This window comes from Anatilimnocola aquadivae, from assembly GCF_049819085.1.
Lineage (GTDB): Bacteria > Planctomycetota > Planctomycetia > Pirellulales > Pirellulaceae > Anatilimnocola.
The window spans coordinates 19833-36701 of sequence record NZ_CP187419.1; the positions used below are offsets into that span (position 1 = coordinate 19833).

Annotated in this window: 16 protein-coding genes; 7 read left to right on the forward strand and 9 right to left on the reverse strand. The window is 59.3% G+C overall.

The features are described 5' to 3' along the window. Nucleotides 1-16: 16 nt before the first annotated feature. The 4 genes from NA78x_RS00095 to NA78x_RS00110 form a co-directional block, all read right to left on the reverse strand. Nucleotides 17-940, reverse strand: coding sequence for a dihydroorotate dehydrogenase (locus NA78x_RS00095; RefSeq protein ID WP_425616373.1), 924 nt, complete (start codon nucleotides 938-940; stop codon nucleotides 17-19). A gap of 216 nt (nucleotides 941-1156) precedes the next feature. Next, nucleotides 1157-1375 carry a hypothetical protein gene (locus tag NA78x_RS00100; protein WP_425616374.1) on the reverse strand — a complete coding sequence of 73 codons (219 nt, stop codon included), beginning with the start codon at nucleotides 1373-1375 and terminating at the stop codon, nucleotides 1157-1159. Nucleotides 1376-1480: 105 nt separating this feature from the next. Then, nucleotides 1481-1870 carry an HU family DNA-binding protein gene (locus tag NA78x_RS00105; RefSeq protein WP_425616375.1) on the reverse strand — a complete coding sequence of 130 codons (390 nt, stop codon included), beginning with the start codon at nucleotides 1868-1870 and terminating at the stop codon, nucleotides 1481-1483. A 470-nt stretch (nucleotides 1871-2340) separates the two neighbouring features. Continuing rightward, nucleotides 2341-2760 (reverse strand): YkgJ family cysteine cluster protein, encoded by a 420-nt coding sequence (locus NA78x_RS00110; RefSeq protein WP_425616376.1) that lies wholly within the window; start codon nucleotides 2758-2760, stop codon nucleotides 2341-2343. Nucleotides 2761-2849: 89 nt separating this feature from the next. Between NA78x_RS00110 and NA78x_RS00115 the strand changes: the two genes are divergently transcribed. From NA78x_RS00115 to NA78x_RS00130, 4 genes are all read left to right on the forward strand, one after another. Next, nucleotides 2850-3209, forward strand: coding sequence for a hypothetical protein (locus tag NA78x_RS00115; RefSeq protein ID WP_425616377.1), 360 nt, complete (start codon nucleotides 2850-2852; stop codon nucleotides 3207-3209). A 66-nt stretch (nucleotides 3210-3275) separates the two neighbouring features. After that, nucleotides 3276-4700: an MATE family efflux transporter gene (locus tag NA78x_RS00120; protein ID WP_425616378.1), complete on the forward strand. Its 1425-nt coding sequence runs from the start codon at nucleotides 3276-3278 to the stop codon at nucleotides 4698-4700. 58 nt (nucleotides 4701-4758) lie between these two features. Continuing rightward, nucleotides 4759-5658 (forward strand): tRNA pseudouridine(55) synthase TruB, encoded by a 900-nt coding sequence (gene truB, locus NA78x_RS00125; RefSeq protein WP_425616379.1) that lies wholly within the window; start codon nucleotides 4759-4761, stop codon nucleotides 5656-5658. 201 nt (nucleotides 5659-5859) lie between these two features. Beyond that, nucleotides 5860-6468, forward strand: coding sequence for a M23 family metallopeptidase (locus NA78x_RS00130; protein ID WP_425616380.1), 609 nt, complete (start codon nucleotides 5860-5862; stop codon nucleotides 6466-6468). A 341-nt stretch (nucleotides 6469-6809) separates the two neighbouring features. On the opposite strand, the gene NA78x_RS00135 is transcribed toward NA78x_RS00130, so the two are convergent. Together NA78x_RS00135 and NA78x_RS00140 are read right to left on the reverse strand one after the other, a co-directional pair. Further along, nucleotides 6810-9008 carry a hypothetical protein gene (locus NA78x_RS00135; protein WP_425616381.1) on the reverse strand — a complete coding sequence of 733 codons (2199 nt, stop codon included), beginning with the start codon at nucleotides 9006-9008 and terminating at the stop codon, nucleotides 6810-6812. 331 nt (nucleotides 9009-9339) lie between these two features. Next, nucleotides 9340-9825: a hypothetical protein gene (locus NA78x_RS00140; protein ID WP_425616382.1), complete on the reverse strand. Its 486-nt coding sequence runs from the start codon at nucleotides 9823-9825 to the stop codon at nucleotides 9340-9342. 295 nt (nucleotides 9826-10120) lie between these two features. Between NA78x_RS00140 and NA78x_RS00145 the strand changes: the two genes are divergently transcribed. Both NA78x_RS00145 and NA78x_RS00150 read left to right on the forward strand, forming a co-directional pair. Beyond that, on the forward strand, nucleotides 10121-10603 hold the full coding sequence (locus NA78x_RS00145; RefSeq protein ID WP_425616383.1) for a hypothetical protein: 483 nt from the start codon (nucleotides 10121-10123) through the stop codon (nucleotides 10601-10603). 1485 nt (nucleotides 10604-12088) lie between these two features. Then, nucleotides 12089-12547: a hypothetical protein gene (locus NA78x_RS00150; RefSeq protein WP_425616384.1), complete on the forward strand. Its 459-nt coding sequence runs from the start codon at nucleotides 12089-12091 to the stop codon at nucleotides 12545-12547. A 14-nt stretch (nucleotides 12548-12561) separates the two neighbouring features. Here NA78x_RS00150 and NA78x_RS00155 read toward each other — a convergent pair whose 3' ends face one another. Beyond that, nucleotides 12562-14445, reverse strand: a complete 1884-nt coding sequence (locus NA78x_RS00155) for a sensor histidine kinase (protein WP_425616385.1) — start codon at nucleotides 14443-14445, stop codon at nucleotides 12562-12564. Nucleotides 14446-14902: 457 nt separating this feature from the next. Here NA78x_RS00155 and NA78x_RS00160 point away from each other — a divergent pair, with 457 nt between their 5' ends. Next, on the forward strand, nucleotides 14903-15289 hold the full coding sequence (locus NA78x_RS00160) for a hypothetical protein (RefSeq protein ID WP_425616386.1): 387 nt from the start codon (nucleotides 14903-14905) through the stop codon (nucleotides 15287-15289). A gap of 74 nt (nucleotides 15290-15363) precedes the next feature. Here NA78x_RS00160 and NA78x_RS00165 read toward each other — a convergent pair whose 3' ends face one another. Beyond that, the gene (locus tag NA78x_RS00165) at nucleotides 15364-15672 is read right to left on the reverse strand and encodes a hypothetical protein (RefSeq protein WP_425616387.1); all 309 of its coding nucleotides are present in this window, start codon (nucleotides 15670-15672) and stop codon (nucleotides 15364-15366) included. Nucleotides 15673-15674: 2 nt separating this feature from the next. Then, nucleotides 15675-16673 (reverse strand): DnaJ C-terminal domain-containing protein, encoded by a 999-nt coding sequence (locus NA78x_RS00170; protein WP_425616388.1) that lies wholly within the window; start codon nucleotides 16671-16673, stop codon nucleotides 15675-15677. Between the last annotated feature and the right edge of the window lie 196 nt (nucleotides 16674-16869).

Sequence of the window (16869 nt, forward strand, 5' to 3'; positions counted from 1 at the left end):
TTGATTCTTGTAGAAGTTATTTGCCGGGCAGTTTGAGCGTGCCGACGATTTCGTGCACGCTGGTCGCACCGAGTTCCGCCAGTGCCGCGGGAAGTGCGGCGACCAGCTTGGTGGTGACCGTTGGATCGTAGTAGTTGGCAGTCCCGATCTGCACGGCAGAAGCGCCCGTGACGAGGAACTCCATCACATCGTCGATCGTCGCGATACCGCCGATGCCAATGATGGGTATCTTCACCGCTTGAGCCACTTGATAGACACAGCGGAGGGCGATCGGCTTGATCGCGGGGCCGCTGAGACCACCCACGATGTTGCCGAGCATGGGCTGCCGCTTCCGCCAGTTCACTGCCATGCCCAGCACCGTGTTCACCAGGCACAGAGCATCGGCACCGCCGTCGCTGGCCGCTTTGGCGATGTCGACGATCTTGGTGACGTTGGGTGTGAGCTTGGCGAGGACCGGAACCTGGCATCGCTCGCGCACGGCGGAGACCAGCTTGAAGCAGAGGGCTGGGTCGGCGCCGTAGTCGACGCCGTGGGCCACGTTCGGGCACGAAATATTGAGTTCGATGGCTGCCAGGTTGGGCTGATCGGAGAGGGCTGCGGCCATCTCGACAAATTCGTTGTGATTGCTGCCGGCGATGCTCACTACCACAGCAGTCGGCAGCGTTTGCAGGTAGGGCCAGTGATGTTCGAGGAAGGCGTCGAGGCCGTCGTTATCGAGGCCGATCGAATTCAGCAGGCCAGCGGCCGTTTCGACGGTTCGCCAGGGCTTGTTGCCAGGGCGAGCTGCCTTGGTGATGGTTTTCGGCAGGATGCCGCCCAGCTTGGTGAAGTCGACCAGCGACTGCATTTCGCGAGCGTAGCCAAAAGTGCCCGAGGCGGTGAGGATCGGGTTGCGGAGCGAAAGTCGCCCCAGCGAAACGGCAAGATCGGGCTCGGACACAACAGGGCCGTTAAGAAGAAGGTGGGGAAGACGAAACTCGAACCACAGGCCCGAGTTTATCCCCTGGCAAGAAATGGGACAATCGGCGCAGTGAATGCGTCAGGCACCAACAGGGGCTTTGGTAGGTACGTAGAAAGTTGTTCACCTTCGCGCGAACACACGCTCAGTCCAGGCGAGCCAAGCTGAAGCTACGACTCGCGTTGCGCGTGAACAGGCTTAGATCACACCGCCGTGAACACGGTGGGGCGTCAAGTGGCTGGGCTGGTCGAGAAACCAGATCCGCTCCCACTCTTCGGTGATTTGCCGGAAGTTTTCCGACGTGTAGATCAGCTGGCGAGTTCGCACGGCTGGGTCACCCGAATAAATCGGAATGAAGCAGCCCACGTTGGCGGCCAAGCTAACTGCGATGATCGCTCCGAGAATCCACTGCCGCATGATACCATCCTCCGTGAGTGCGACCGCAATCCCTTGCGTTTGCTGATCTTGCGTACTGAATGTTGTTCAGTGACCGCGATCGTACTATGTCGTTCCCGCTCTTGATCAACTGTCTGTCGAATCGTGTTCGGGGCTAGCTCCGGTGTCGGAGGCTGGAGTTGAAGGCGGCTCAGTCGAGGGGGGAGCACCATTGCCCTGTCGGGCGGCTTCCCGCTCTTCCAAGAGCCGGACCTTTTCTTCCATCTCCTTGCCGGGCTTAAAGGTTACGACGTACTTGGTTGGTACATCGACCCTTGTGCCGGTACGAGGATTGCGCGCTTTGCGAGCGGCTCGTCGTTTGACCTCGAACACTCCGAAGTTGCGAAGTTCAATTCGCCCGTCCTCAACCAGCGTCTCGACGATAGCATCGAACGTCTTTTGGACGATCTCTTTCGTCTTCAGCTGAGTCAGGCCGATCTCTTCGGAAATCGTCTTCACGATCTCTTTCTTGGTCACGACGGGCACTCCTCCCACTTGGGGCACTTGGCGGCATTTCTGAGGCAGCGAGTCTGCTGCTTAAGAACGATCCAAGTGTAGGTGGCGTAAGTACTAGAGTCAAGCGTCCCTGCCTTAAGTCCGGCGGTCTTGCGTCGTCTGTAACGACTCTGCCGAAGGTACTAGCAAGGAGTTTTGGGCTCCCATCTTCGTTTCACCAGTTCCCCAGGAGAAGGCGCTTGCGGCGCGTTTTTCCTGTGAACACAAGTATCGGACGAGGCTGCCGGCAAACTCCAGCACAACCGGCAAATTTTCTCTAGCCGGCACAAGCGGCACCAGCAGCAGGGTCGGCCGTGTTTCAAAGGAATCGTCGCAAGTCGCTTGCGAGCTGCTGTTTACGGCAATGCGAGCAGGGCCAGTGGTGGTCGCCGGCCAGTCGCAAAATATTTGTCAGAAAATGATGCCGGACAGCGTCGCAAAGGGTTCCTACCTCAGACTTTGACGATCTTCCGCTGCTCTTCGATGTGCCCCAGTTGATAGAGCTTGCCTTTACCGCTGCCGGGGCAAACTTCGCAGGTTTGCTGCCATTCGGCTTCGTTGCGCAGGTTCGAATCCCAGAAGGGCCAGGTTTTGCATTGCCGCGGGCGAGCGTCGTAAACCGTACACTTCCGCTTCACCGTATCGAAGAAGACGCAATCCCCGTTGGGGAACTCCTTTAGGCTCTTACGCACACCGACGCGGCGGACGTATAGCTCTTCGAACTTCTCGGGATCTTCGGGCATGACCAGAGCGGCCAGGTCGGCGATTTCGGCGCTGTTCACCCATACATAGCCTGGGGCACCCGTGCAGCAATCTCCACACTGCGTGCACTCAAACTTCAGGCCCGCGTGATACCATGGCTGCTCGCTCATTCCCTTGTCCTTTTCCCGCAAGATCGTGGCTGGGGACGAAGCGCAGGTCCCCAGAGTTGTCTGTTCGCTTCATGGTATCACAATCCGATATGGCTACAGCTTGCGTGCTCTCCAGCGAGATGTTTTTTGCGATGCGAATCGCCGCTGCGGCGCGCGCGATCGGCGTGCCCCTGGTCATACTACGGTCTGCCGCCGAAGTGCCGACGAAACTAGCCGCCGACTGCCGCCTGGCAATGATTGACTTGGGCTCGGGCGTGGCCGGTGACTTGCTCGGTTTAGTCGCTGCCATTCAAGCAGTTGCGCCCACGGCGCAGATCATCGCCTTTGGTCCGCACGTCGATCACGAGCTGCTAGCGAAGGCTCAGGCAGCAGGCTGCACGACAATGTCGAACGGTGAATTCAATCAGCGGTACGCGAACCTGCTGCAAGGACTGTTGTCTGCCTCGTAGGCCAAGATTCTCTGCCACCTGCTTACCCTTGGCCTCTTGCTGATTAACCTCTCTTACTCGTGGCCCATGCTTTCCTCTCTCGCACCCCAATCCGACGGCAGCTGGTGGCAGCGACCAGCGGGCGGGCGAGAAGTGCTGGCACTTTCCCTGCCGCTGATTATCTCGACCGGCTTTTGGGCCGTCAGCTGGTTCTTCGACCGCCTGTTTCTCACTTGGTACGATTCCAGCGCGATGGCTGCTTCGCTTCCCAGCGGCATGATGCACTGGACGATTCTCTGCCTGCCCTCGGGCATTGCCTCGTACGTCAATACCTTCGTCGCGCAGTACTACGGCGCGGGGCAACAAAAGCGGATCGGCCATGTCGTGGGGCAGGGCATCTGGTTTGGGTTCGCTACCATTCCGCTCTTCGCGCTCACCGTGCCGCTGGCGCACTACCTGTTCGCAATCGCCACGAGCAACGAACGCCAGATCGAACTGCAAACGCTCTACTTTCAATCGCTGGCCCTCAGTGGTCCGGCGGTGGTGATGTCGAACGCTATGTCGGCGCTTTATACCGGCCGCGGACAAACGGGGTTGGTGATGATCGTCAACATCGTCGGCAGCTTGATCGATATCGTCCTCGACTACTGCATGGTCTTCGGCGAGTTCGGCTTTCCCGAGTGGGGCATCGTCGGCGCGGGCATTTCCACCGCCCTGGGCAATTGGTTCAACGTGGCCGTGTTCGCTCTGCTCATGTTGCGGCCCTACGACCGCGAGCACTTCGGCATGGCCGATGCCTGGAAGCTCGATTGGCCACTCATGGGCCGCCTGATGAAATACGGCTTTCCCAGTGGCTTGCCCATGCTCATCGAAACCCTCGGCTTTGCCCTGCTGACGATGTTCATCGCGGGCATCGGCGAAGTAGAAGGTGCGGCGACAGCGTTAGCATTTAATGTAAACAGCGTGGCCTTTGTTCCCTTGATTGGCCTGGGCATTGGCGTGTCCACGCTCGTGGGGCAATACCTGGGGGACAACAACGACCGACTCGCGGCGCGGGCCACTTGGACCGGCCTGACGTTTGGGCTCGTCTACAGCGCCGTGTTTGCCGCTGCCTACTGGTTCCTGCCGGGTTGGTTCCTCTACTTTCACGAACGGGGTGCCGATCCCGCCGAGTTCGAAGCTGTCCGCAGCATGACGACGAGTCTGCTGAAGTTCGTCGCCCTGTACGCCCTGTTCGATGCCATGCAGATCATCTTCGTCAGCGCCCTCAAAGGGGCCGGCGATACCCAGTTCGTCCTCTACGTTGCCGTTACTCTCTCCACGCTCATGATCGTTGCCGGCAACGTCCTGCAGCGGTACTTTGACTGGGGCATCTACGGCTGGTGGTACGTCATGACCGCCTGGATCTTCAGCATGGCTATCATCTACCTGCTGCGCTTCCTGCAAGGAAAATGGCGCACGATGCGCGTGATCGAACCGGAGTTTGTGGCGAAGGAAGTTCCAGCAAATTAGTTCTGAGTTCTGAGTTTTGTGTTCTGAGACAGGAGCTTGTTTCACGCGTTTTATGGTCTTGTCTCCGAACTCAGAACTCGAAACTCAGAACCCCCTCCACGGCATCCTCAACGTCGATAAGCCCGCTGGCATCAGCTCGCGGCTGGTCGTCACCAAGCTCGAGCACAAACTCAAGCCGTTGCCCGTGGGGCATGCCGGCACGCTCGATCCGCTGGCGACGGGCGTGCTGCTCGTTTGTGTCGGGCGGGCCACCAAGCTGGTCGACTACCTGCATCGCTTCTCGAAAACCTACCGAGCGACGTTCCTGCTCGGGCAAACCAGCGATACCGAAGACATCACCGGCGAAGTCGAAGTATTAAGTGACGCCCGGCAACCAACACGGGCGGAACTCGAAGCGGCAGTACCGCAGTTCCTCGGCAACCTCATGCAGACACCGCCGGCGTTCTCGGCCATCAAGGTTGCCGGCAGGCGGGCTTATAAAATGGCTCGCAAAGGTCGCACCGTCGAGATGCAACCCCGCGCGATTGTCGTCCACCGCTTCGAGCTGCTTCGCTACGAGTATCCGGAAGTGGAAGTCGAGATCGAATGCGCCAGCGGCACCTACATTCGTTCGCTGGGGCGCGACTTGGCTCGCGCTGTCGGGACCGAAGCACTCATGTCGCAACTGCGGCGCACGGCTATCGGTCCCTTTATCATTGCCGACTCCACCCCGCCGGAAGCGATCTGCGGCGACAGCTTTCGGCCGCTGCTGCAAGCGTCGCTGCTGTCGGTCGGCGAGATGCCGCGGCTCCCGATTTCGTTCGAGCAAGCCCTAGCGCTGCAGAACAACGGCGTACTCTTCAACCTGCCACCCTACCCAGGCACCGAGCTAGCCGCCGTCACGCCCGACGGTCGCCTCTTCTCCGTCCTCACCCCCAGCAAGACCGATCGCTGGAAAGTGAAGACCTTCGTCGGCTGACGCTCTTCAGCCTCGCAGCTATCTGTAACACCATCACCGGTTCTGCGCTCAGCCGGGGAAGCTACCTCGCGCATGTCTCCAGCCGAAAGATTTTTGGCCGATTCGTCCCGCCGTGGGGATGAAGGAGGGAGAAGCCGAAGCGGACTCCTGCTTCGCGTGGGCAGTCCGATCAAAAGCGTACTTTCAACCGAGGATTTCACCATGCAATTCCCAGTTCCGTTTGTGCCGAGAGGCGGATACGGCGGCGGCCGCGGCTTCGGTGCCGATCGGTCCGCCGTGGCTAGGCAGAATGGATTGGCCGGGACGCTGCTGCACGGAGCCTGCGACCTTGTTGCTGCTCCCGGCACGCCGGTCTTGGCCGTGGACGATGGCTTCGTGATGTACGAGCCTCGCAAGTTCTATCCTCGTGAAGGTCCGCAGGTTACGTACGAATTTGCCATCCGCCACAAAAGCGGCTTCGTCGCCCGCTACTGCGAGATCGACTCGGTCGTCCTGGCGCATCCAGGGCAGACCGTGAAGCGGGGGCAGATCATCGGCTACATCGGCGACCAGCCCGGTACGAATCGCTCGGCCCGCTTCGATGGGTTCGACATGCTCCACTTCGAAATGTTCAGCGGTAAGGCGAGCGGCGACCTGAGCACCAGTCCGAAAGATCCTGCGAACGGACCCTACTATCGTCGCAGCGACCTGATCGATCCCACGCCCTATCTGCGTCAGTGGCAAGCCTCAGCCAAGTGGCCCGCCCATCAAGACATCTACCTCACCGAACTCGACGCCGAAGACCGCCTGTTCCTGGTCCCTCCGACCTGACCTTTTCGTAGGTCCAGGTACCCCGTACCTGACCCTCTTGCCCGTTCGGTCTCACCACCACTGCTTCGACGTAACTTCGCTTACCTGCCTACCAGCCGAGTAAACTTCTTTCACAATCCGGCCGGTTTGTGAACACCAACGCGCGCCGCACCCGAGAGTTACGCCACCCACCGTTCACAAACCCCCACCCGTTTGTGAACACCCCTAACTGAAGGCCGAAAGAACTTACGTCGCCAGTTTGGCTCGCAACTCCTGATGGCACGGGAGCACCCATGCGAGTAAACCCGTGCTACCAAGCAGCGAACCCGCAAAACGATTCGCTGCCTGGTTGCTTGCGCGAACTAGGCCACTCGGAACGAGATTCCGTCCAGCGAATACTGCCCCGCTGCGAAGTAGTTGGTGACAATTAGCTGGCCGGCGGCGGTAATTGTGATCGTGGGATTTACGTTGCCACTGACTGGATGGGATGACAACACCACCGTACTAAATGCCGGACGGTAACCTGCGGGAAGCGTGAAAATGGTGGTGCTGCCACCACTAGTTTGGATAAACCCACGCAAGAAGACTCGCCCTGTGTGATCCTTGTAGAAACCGGCGGGGGCAAAACCGCTGCCGACATTTGACCAGCCTGTACCAAGCGTAGGGGCCTGATATGCCTCGGTCGGCTCATAGACCGACTGCCACCCTGAGCCATTCCATACGAGTAGCGAATTGCTCGTCGTGTTGTAGAAGAGTTGGCCCAGCGTAGGACTGCCGGGATTCACCGAGCCACTTTGCACGGGTGGTCCCTGTGGCCCTTGCGGTCCTTGAGGCCCAGTCGCTCCCTGCGGCCCGGTTGGTCCAAACGGACCTTGCGGTCCTTGAGGCCCAGTCACTCCCTGCGGCCCGGTAGCACCAACAGCGCCAGTAGCCCCCGTGGCACCAGTCGCGCCGGGAACGCCTTGTGGTCCTTGAGGGCCCGTTGCTCCCGGAACACCCTGCGGCCCCTGAGGCCCAGCTGCTCCGGTGTCACCCGTTTCACCCGGCAAGCCTTGTGGCCCCATGGGTCCGATGGGGCCCATCGGACCTTGGGGTCCAGCAGCGCCCGTTGCTCCTGTCGCGCCGGGAACGCCTTGAGGTCCTTGAGGGCCCGTTGCTCCCGGAACACCCTGTGGCCCTGTTGCGCCCGTGGCTCCGGTATCGCCCGTCTCGCCTTGCGGACCTGTAGCACCAGCAGGGCCAGTGGCCCCAGTCGCGCCGGGAACGCCTTGCGGACCTTGGGCTCCTTGAGGGCCAGTTGCTCCCGGAACACCCTGCGGACCTTGAGGACCAATTGCTCCGGTGTCGCCTGTTTCACCCGGCAAGCCTTGCGGCCCCATGGGACCGATGGGCCCCAGCGGACCTTGTGGTCCTTGGGTTCCCGTAGCTCCAGTCGCGCCGGGAACACCCTGCGGACCTTGGGCTCCTTGAGGGCCCGTTGCACCGATAGGCCCCGCTGGCCCTTGAGCGCCCGTTGCTCCGGTATCGCCCGTTTCACCTTGCGGGCCAGCTGGACCGACGGTGCCCTGAGGTCCTTGTGGTCCCTGGGGGCCGGTCAGACCTTGGGGACCAGCGGGCCCCGCAGTGCCGGTGGCTCCTGTCGCGCCGGGAACACCTTGTGGTCCTTGCGCACCTTGAGGACCCGTTGCCCCGACAGGCCCTTGAGGCCCAGTCGCTCCGGTGTCACCTGTTTCGCCTGGCAGACCTTGTGGCCCCATCGGACCAATCGGGCCCATTGCACCTTGGGGGCCCTGCGGCCCAGTGGCACCATTCGCGCCGGGAATTCCCTGAGGTCCCATCGGACCTGCAGCTCCTTGCGCGCCAGTGGCTCCAGTAGCACCTGTTGCTCCCTGCGGACCGGGCTCGCCTTGAGGTCCAGCCGGTCCTTGTGGACCCGGAGTGCCCGGCGCGCCGAGGTAATCGAACTTCAGACCCACGACCTGGAACACGCCTAAGTTCGCGCCGGTGAATTTGAGCGAAAGGTTATCGGTCGTCGGTGTGAGTCCTGCCGGGAAGATCGACGACACATCGACTTCCATCACCTTCCCAATCGTCATTACGAGTGGGCCCTGATTGAGCAGTTGATGATCGACGGTAGCGGCGGTATCTCCATTCGGCGAAACCGACAAGTCGAGCGAGTAGTTCACGTTGAACGTCAGCCGGGGAATGATCACGACCTTGGCACTGACCAGCGATTGAAAGTCGGCCGGTGTGGCAAACGAAAAACGCGCCTCCGCGAGAGCCGTCGCCGACCAGAGATTGGCGTACGAATAGTTGTAAGCAGCGGGCACCCAAACTTGCTGGGGAGCGCCGCCATTCGAAAAGAGCGAAGTGGGCTCCGTCGCTTCGCCAGCGGCGAACGAGTTGCCGAGCCATAGGCACGCGTTGCCATCATCGGCGTAGTGCGCGACGGAGCTTGTCAGTACGGTTGCAATATCACCCGCGAGCAGATCGCGCGAGTCGAGACTTTCGAAGAACAAGTTACGGGCGTATTTGCGGTCGTGCTGGGGGGTGCGAATCATAGTCCGGGCTCCTCTTCAGTTGATGCGGCGTTGCTTCCCAGAAGGTGGGAAAGAGGGGGCGATTATGCGTTCGCCGTATAGCCGGCTCAATCAAAAAGAGGGGATTTTCTAGTCGTAAAAGCGCACAATTCTGCGTTCGCGGCGTAAACACGTACGATGACAGAAGTTGTCAGCGACGACAATTTGTCGCTGGGCGAACGGGCGCTCAAAGATCACGGTCCTGCTGCGATCGCTGGGCTGCAGAACGAGTGTAAGAAGATAGGTCCAGGTACCCCGTACCTAACTCGCGTGACTTCCTTCTCCAATGTAACTAGCTCTAGCGCAAGGTCGGCTATTTGCCAACCTTCAGCACGCCATCTGGTGTGGAGCGAGCAAACGCCATTGACTGTTTTTGAATCCAGTCAGGTAGTCGATCATCAGTGGTGCCCAGCGAGCGCTCGTTGTCAAAGAAGACGATGGAATTCCCCACAACTCGACAGCGCACCTGCGAAACACCCTGGTAGACAATCGTCAGGTAAGCGACATGTAATTCCGAATCGTAACTCGGCTCGTTATTCGGGCGGATACTCGCCACACCACTCAGGGCAGTCCTGAATTCACGGAGGGCTGCTTCGTCGCTAACGACCACTGGCCCAACTCGCTCAATCGATTCACCGGGGCCATAGCCCAAGGCAACGAACTCAACCCGAACTACACTCTCTTGACAAGCTTGCAGCATTCGCAAGTTGTCGCGGTGCTCTGCGGATGCTGGCGAGGAGAGGCTGGCTTCGGGTCGCTGTGTACATGACGTGAATTGCAGATAGGCAACCGCGAGCAACAGAATGTCGCTCCATCTGCCGGAACGAAACAAGCTATTGGTGTTCATGATGATGTGGCCATTCGCCAAGTGCCTCAGCCCGTGACTCTCCCAAATCACCCCGGCCCTAGCAAGTCGGCCGGGGCAAAACCGATAGCGTTTCAGGTAGTGGTCGGATACGCTCCAGGCCGCGGCGGCTACTGCCCGGTGCTTTGTCGCTGGCAAAAGCAACTCCTTCCACCCGCAGGAAGTCGAGAAGACAACGGGCGTGAAGAGGTAAACCAAGGCAGAGTATCGAAGTGCTGGAGGAGCCCGTTTGAATTCCTACCTTTTGGTCATCGGGCTCGCTGTCGTAGTTTTGACGGTGCTCTGGTTCTGGCTGCGCCGCAGACTCGCGAAGTTAGATGCCGAATGGGAAGCAAAGTTTCCGCGCACAGGCTGCAAGTACTGTGGAAATACGCTGCTGTTTTACGATCTGGGACACGGCAATCAAATTGAATACCTCGACCCGGGTGGCCGCTGCTATCTGTGGTATCCCGGCAATCCCGTCATCTTGGTCGGCAAGTGGCGGGTAAGCGAATCAAGCATTTACTTCCAATATGGGCTCAACACGTATAACCCCGTGATGAACGTCCGCGGGGGAAGCTGGGAGGAACAGTCGATCGACCACTGGTCGAGTGGCATTGTCGATCGCGTGCCTGGCGACGTTTTTGGAATCAAGCGATCCTTTCCGTTCGTCCTAAAGTCGAATCCTCCCCTCAACTCCCTTAGTGAGCTGAGGTTGCCCGAAGAACTTTAGCCAAGTGAAGAAGTAAGGGACTGGTGGCTGAAGATGTCCACTTCTGATCCGGAACGATCGCACCATTGCCGGCGTTGTGGCGAGCGGCTATCCGACGCGGGAGCGTCGCTGCACGTTTGTAGTGTCAATCGCAGGCTCGCAACGGCAGCCATAGCGAATCAGCCGTCCCGGGCAAGTTTCAGCCTCGCAACACTGCTGAGTGTCGTCACGCTGGCCGCGGTTTGGTTGGGGATTGGCGTTTGGCGGATTGAGCTGGGAATCGGCGCGGCCATCCTTTTCACGCCCGCACTCATTCGTACCGGCGTTGCCATGCAACGGCGACGGAGCGAGGGAGAAAATATGGCTTGGGGAGCGCGGCTGGCCTTCTTCTTCGGTTCGATCGGCCTGGTCTTGATTCTGTATGTTGCTACTGCAGTCACCTTTTGCGCAATTTGCACGGCGGGACTGTGTGGAGTTATGAACGCGTTTTGGCTGGCGGGAAGCCAGAATAGTTACGCTCCCGTTTACTATGCTTTCGGATTTGGCCTCGTCGCGGGAACTGTGTTCGGGCTAGTCGTGATGGTTTGGCTTGGCAGGAAGTTGCTGCGTATCGAACAATGAGCGATCAGCGTCCGCATAAATTGTCCAGGAAACACTTGACAATCAATCACCACTTTGCGCCAATGTCGGAATGTTCTTGAGCAATTTGGTGGAACGACCTGTAGAAGAAGACAGGCCGACTCGGATGCTGCTGCGCGGGCGTCGGTGGCCAGCAGGGAAGGACAATGGTCCCGCTGCGGCGACACCTCTGGGCAGCGAATAGCAGTCTCCTTGCCGACGCCGCTGGATTCCTGAAGATACACACAATGCATAGTTGGTAACAGCTATTCCAATTTGTCGTAAGTGATTGATGATTGTTCTATATGTTAGTCGTATCTATGGAGCAGTAATTGCCCTAATGAGAGCCTCTGAAGCGACCATTGGAAGACTGCCGCCTGTCAAAATGGCAGTCTTGGTCGGTTATCAAACGGTTATCAGCAAAACGGGCAATAACTGGTTATCATTCGACCGAAGTGACGGTGGTAACGAGATTTAAAGGGGCTGTTCAGACGCAAAAAAACGCGCGAAAAAGTTATCAAACTGGGGCGATCGCCAGAGCCTCAGCGGAGGGCATGAGCGGGGCGGGTAAGGGAAGCAACCTAGCCATTCCTGCTCACGCCGAAGTTCGGCAAGCTGATCTGGAGTTCGCATCGAAGGTCAGCTAGTGCAGAAGCCAATGAACCCCCGCCGCAGGGGCGGGGGCGGTGATGGTTGCCAGATGGTGCGAGCTACGAACTGCTGACCGCTGACTCCTGACCCGCCAACTCCTGATCTCCCGGCCGCCGCAGCCCCAATATCCGGCGTCCGCTGGCGAACCTAACGGTCGGGCGGCTATCATAGGCGGCTATTCCAGCTTGTCGTTTTGAGGCGGCACTCTCGCACGCGCATCAGTAAAGGACTCCTCGTATGTCGTTCGATCCAAACTCCGGCTCTTCCTTTCCTCCCTCGACCGCTCCGGTAGCTCCGAAAAAGTCGAACGTGTTGCTGTACGTGCTGCTGGGTATTGGCGGCGTGGCCTTGCTGGTCTGCTGCGGTTGCGCGGGGACCATGTACTTTGGTGGTAGCTCGCTCATGAATGCCGCCCTGACGGCTGCGGCGAACGAGATTAAGCCCTCCTTGCAAGCAGACCCTGTGGTTCAAGAGCACATTGGCGATATCGAATCGGTCTCGGTCAATTTCTCGTCCATGATGGCCGAAGCGCAAGCCAACCAAAAAGCCGGCAACACCGAGCAACGGATGGTGATCGACATTAAAGGCTCCAAAGCCAGCGGTCAGGCCGTGGGTGTCATGGAGCAAGGACCACCGCCTCGCCTGCGTAACGGCGAACTGCGAGTGAACGGCCAGACCTACCCGCTGACTCCGTAAGCTGATTCCGTAAGCTACTCGCCGATCACTACTGTGTCGGTCGACACCGATTCGACATCGCTGCGGCGAGGACGCGAGATTTCATCCAGACGGGCGTTCAGCTTCGAAGTTTGCTGAGGCTGTTCGGCCCGCATCCAGGGAATGAGCACACGGAAGGTGCTTCCCTTGCCGAGTTCGCTTTCGACGTGGACTTCGCCGCCGAGCAGCTTGCATAGTTCTTTGACGATCGAGAGTCCCAGGCCGGTGCCGCTGTATTCGCGAGTGAGAATATCGCGGCCGAGGACGGCAGTTCCCTGGCGGAACTTTTCGAAGATGATTTCGCGATCGGACTCGGCGATGCCGACGCCGGTATCTTCGACATAGAGCTCGATAAAGCCGCGCGGGTTGCCCTTCGCGCCGACGGTGATGCGGCCCCCTTCAGGCGTGAACTTGATGGCGTTCGAGAGCAGGTTCGTCAGGATCTGCTGAACCTTCGCTTGGTCCTGAAAGAGTGTCGGCAGGTCGGCTTCGATGTCGATGGCCAGGTCGATGTTCTTATCTTCGGCCAGCGGGCGGACGATATCGCACTGCGAGTGAATGATGGCGTCGATGCGGAATTCGCTGAGGCGGAGTTCCATGCGGCCCGCTTCTAGCTTCGAGAGATCGAGAATGTCGTTGATCATCTCGAGCAACTGGCGGCCGGATTTTTGAATGTTGTTGGCGTAGCGCTTTTGCTTGTCCGAGAGCGAATCGATGCCGCCGAGCACTTCGGAAAAACCGATGATGCTGTTGAGGGGCGTGCGCAGCTCGTGGCTCATGTTGGCGAGAAACTCGCCCTTCAGCCGGTTCATTTCGTGCAGTTGCATATTGAGCTGCGCGAGTTCATCGACCTTGCCATCGAGCTCGGTATTCGCGGTTTGCAGCTGACCTTGCGCTTCGATCAAGTGGCGCAACATCTTGTTGAACGAGCCGGCCAGCTCTTCGAATTCGTCGTTGGTATTAATCTCAGCCCGTTGATCGAGATCGCCGCGCGTCACCGATTCGCTGACCTCGCGCAAGTGCGCCAGCGGCTTGAGCACCACGTAGCGCACGACCATCCAAAGTGCGACCATCGAGAGAAACACAGTGAGAATGCCGACGGAAAGAAGAACCGCGCGAATGGTGTTTACCGCCGAACGAGTTTTGCCGTAGGGCAGGTCGACGCGCGTGACGAGATAGGGCAACTTGCTGACATCGGCGGCGGCATCGCTGGCCGCGACGGAGTCTTTGCCGTAGCTACCCTCGTGGCACGACACGCATAGCTTGCGGTCCCAATAGACGGGTTGATAGTAGTAGTACTTGTCTTTGTCGTGGTCGATACGCCGCGCAAACACCGATTCGAACTTCTCCAGCGCCAAGCTATGCCGCAGCGGTTGATCGGGGCCTGGCGGTTGCGCAGGGTCAGAGGGCGTGTCAGCTTCGCTGGCGATGGCCTGCTCAAAGTCGGCCTGTAGTTGCCGCAGCAGGTCTTCTTCTTCTTTGTTTTCTGGGGCCCAGATCCGCTGTTTGTCGGCTGGGTCTTTTGCACTGGGTCGCAGGTTGAACTTGCTGTCGTTCAGCCGTTGCACGAAGTCCTTGTCGACAGAGATGACGCGCGACTTGTAGTTCTCGGGCAGCAGGGCACTGCTGAACTGGTTGCGAAACGGCTTCAAGGCTTCGTTGGTTTCCCAGGCTTCCCAGTGCTTATCGAAAATGTGATAGCGGACCCACTCGCGGCCGTTGCGGTGAATATTTCGCATCACCAGGTCTTCGCCGATCCAGTCGACGAGCCAGAAGGCGATGAGCACGAGTCCGAACAGGCAGAGACCAAACAGCCAGCGCAGCTTCCGTCCCAGATGCGTTTCGCCCAGCACGCGTTTGAGGGACTTGTAACCGCCCATACCTGCCGACTTGTTAGGGAAAGGAATATTCGAGCGCGGGACGACTCGCCCAGCTCCCTCGCTGATGCGGCGGGCTACTGTTGCGAATCCCTACATTTTACGCAGCCCGCGCCGATTGCAGCCAGTGCAATCGGCGAGCGGCAAACCAACCAATCGGGGAGCTGCCGCGGGAACCAATCACAGCCACCCTACGTAATCTCTCGGGTGTCTACGATTCTGCTGTTGTGGCGAGCCAAATCAGCCGACGTTTATTCCACGGAAAACCCGTCCCAGGTAAGACTTTCGAGCGATAATCGGATCGACCTACGGCGGTTCACTCGACTTGACATTGCCTATCTTGCCGAGTTAACTACGTGTGCTGCCCGTGGTTCCTACCTTCAAAAATTTCGCTGCGAATGGTCGCGGCGGTTGGCTTTGTGCCTGCTGTGGCAGTTCCAAAATTCTGCGGAGAAAACGGATGAAGAAAGTTTGTCTGACGCTGCTCCTCGGCGCGTTTGTTGTTTCGCTGACCGCCGGCTCGGCTTCGGCCCTGCCTCCGTTCGCGAAGGAATGGACCGCGAAGTACGTCGAAGGAAACACCAACAAGGAGTTCGTCGAGGCTGCCGGCACTGCCAAGTGCAACGTTTGCCACGAAGGTAACAACAAGAAGATGAAGAACGAGTACGGCAAGGCTGCCGGCATGTTCCTCACCAAGGCCGGACATGCTGCCGCCAAGGCGGAAGGCCCTGATGCCGAAAAGAAGTACATCGTCGAAGGTCTGGAAAAGGCTGCAGGCGAAAAGGCTGCCAGCGGCAAGACGTTCGGCGAAATCATCAAGAGCGGCAAGTTGCCAGCAGGTGGCTAGTGTGATTGCCAGCTCGCGCCAGTCGAGTTGAATCAGCTGCAAATCAACCTCAGGGCTGAAGCACCACGCGTGTTTCAGCCCTGCTCGTTTCTTGGCTCATCGTCCGCGTGATTCGTGACTACCTCGCGCGCCCACTCTTCATCACTGGGCAGCTTCGTCGGTGGTAGTTTCTTCGGCGCGCTGCCCATGTATCGCCGCGTCATTCGCGCCCCGAGCCACGCCAGGGTAACCAGCAAGAAGCCGAGCATCACCAGCGCTGCGAGAGCGGCCAATACCTTCGCCCGCGTTGGCCCGTCCAACTTCATCAGCAACGGCTGTTTCTGCTGCACTTGCTCTTGGGCAAGTAGCAACCAGTCGGCGATGAAGGGAGTCAGTGGTGGCATCCTTAAAACCGAAGCTCCGCTCGCGGAGCCTGATCCAATTCCACAGCGAGCTTCTTGACCAACTCCGCCGCTTCACTCCCCAGCGTCTTCGGCACGGTGATCATCATCTCGGCATACAGGTCCCCCTGCTTGCCATCTTTCGTATGCACCCCTTGTCCCTTGGCGCGAATGCGCTTGCCGCTCGAAGTGCCGGCAGGCAGCGTCAGGGTGAGGGTGCCGTGCGGCGAGGGGACATCGATTTTGCCGCCGAGGCAAGCTTCGGCAATGGTGATTGGCACCTTCACGGTCAGGTCGAGACCTTGCCGCGAGAACGCTTCGTGCTCACGCGTGCGGACAGTGATGAGCAGGTCGCCCGCCGGGCCGCCGTTGGGCGAGGGCTCGCCCAGACCGCGCAGCCGAATCGTTCTGCCAGATTCAATTCCCTGGGGAATGCTGACGTCGATCGTATCGATCTTGCCATCGGGACGTTGCAATCGCAGAGCCATCTTGCCGCCGAGCACAGCCGTCTGAAAGGGAATGTCCAGTTCGTGGCGCACATCATCGCCGGGCACTTGTTGCTGCTTGCGCGAGCGTCGCTTGGGCGCTGGGCCCCCTTCGAACCCGCCACCACCAAAGCCGCCGCCGAACTGCTTCATCAACTCTTCGAGCGTGATGCCACTGCTGCCACCAAAGGGGTTGCCCCCTCCGCCACCACCACCGCCAAACATCTGCTCAAAGCCGGGAGGAGCCTGGCCGCCGCCGAACGGATTACCACCACCGCCTGGCGGTGCACCACCCATCTGCTCGTAGGCCGAGCCGAACTGGTCGTACATCTGCTTTTTCTTGGGGTCGTTCAGCGTTTCGTAGGCAGTCTGCACGTCCTGAAACTTCTGCTTGGCTGTTTTGTCGTCCGGGTTCAGGTCGGGATGATACTTGCGCGCGAGCTTGCGATAAGCCTTCTGAATTTCTTCGTTGCTCGCCCCGCGAGCTACACCCAGTGTTTCGTAATAGTCTTTGCTCATAGCAAGTGATTTTACGTTGCGACCCGCGCGCGGGACAGGCGGAGAATCCGACAAAGCTCCCGGGACTTGGCGGGCGATGAGGCCCCAACTTGCCGTAACAGCCCCGTTGCGGCGGCTGAATTTGCCCTAGTTTTTGTCCGCCCGGCCCAGCCTCTCACGCGTTGACGATCTTGCCCGCCGACCGCTAGAGTAACAG

Coding starts and splice junctions, on each gene's coding strand:
- NA78x_RS00100 (WP_425616374.1), bottom strand. CDS start 1,375: ATGCGGCAGTGGATTCTCGGAGCGATCATCGCAGTTAGCTTGGCCGCC.
- NA78x_RS00110 (WP_425616376.1), bottom strand. CDS start 2,760: ATGAGCGAGCAGCCATGGTATCACGCGGGCCTGAAGTTTGAGTGCACG.
- NA78x_RS00115 (WP_425616377.1), top strand. CDS start 2,850: ATGGCTACAGCTTGCGTGCTCTCCAGCGAGATGTTTTTTGCGATGCGA.
- NA78x_RS00120 (WP_425616378.1), top strand. CDS start 3,276: ATGCTTTCCTCTCTCGCACCCCAATCCGACGGCAGCTGGTGGCAGCGA.
- NA78x_RS00130 (WP_425616380.1), top strand. CDS start 5,860: ATGCAATTCCCAGTTCCGTTTGTGCCGAGAGGCGGATACGGCGGCGGC.
- NA78x_RS00135 (WP_425616381.1), bottom strand. CDS start 9,008: ATGATTCGCACCCCCCAGCACGACCGCAAATACGCCCGTAACTTGTTC.
- NA78x_RS00150 (WP_425616384.1), top strand. CDS start 12,089: ATGTCGTTCGATCCAAACTCCGGCTCTTCCTTTCCTCCCTCGACCGCT.
- NA78x_RS00155 (WP_425616385.1), bottom strand. CDS start 14,445: ATGGGCGGTTACAAGTCCCTCAAACGCGTGCTGGGCGAAACGCATCTG.
- NA78x_RS00160 (WP_425616386.1), top strand. CDS start 14,903: ATGAAGAAAGTTTGTCTGACGCTGCTCCTCGGCGCGTTTGTTGTTTCG.
- NA78x_RS00165 (WP_425616387.1), bottom strand. CDS start 15,672: ATGCCACCACTGACTCCCTTCATCGCCGACTGGTTGCTACTTGCCCAA.
- NA78x_RS00170 (WP_425616388.1), bottom strand. CDS start 16,673: ATGAGCAAAGACTATTACGAAACACTGGGTGTAGCTCGCGGGGCGAGC.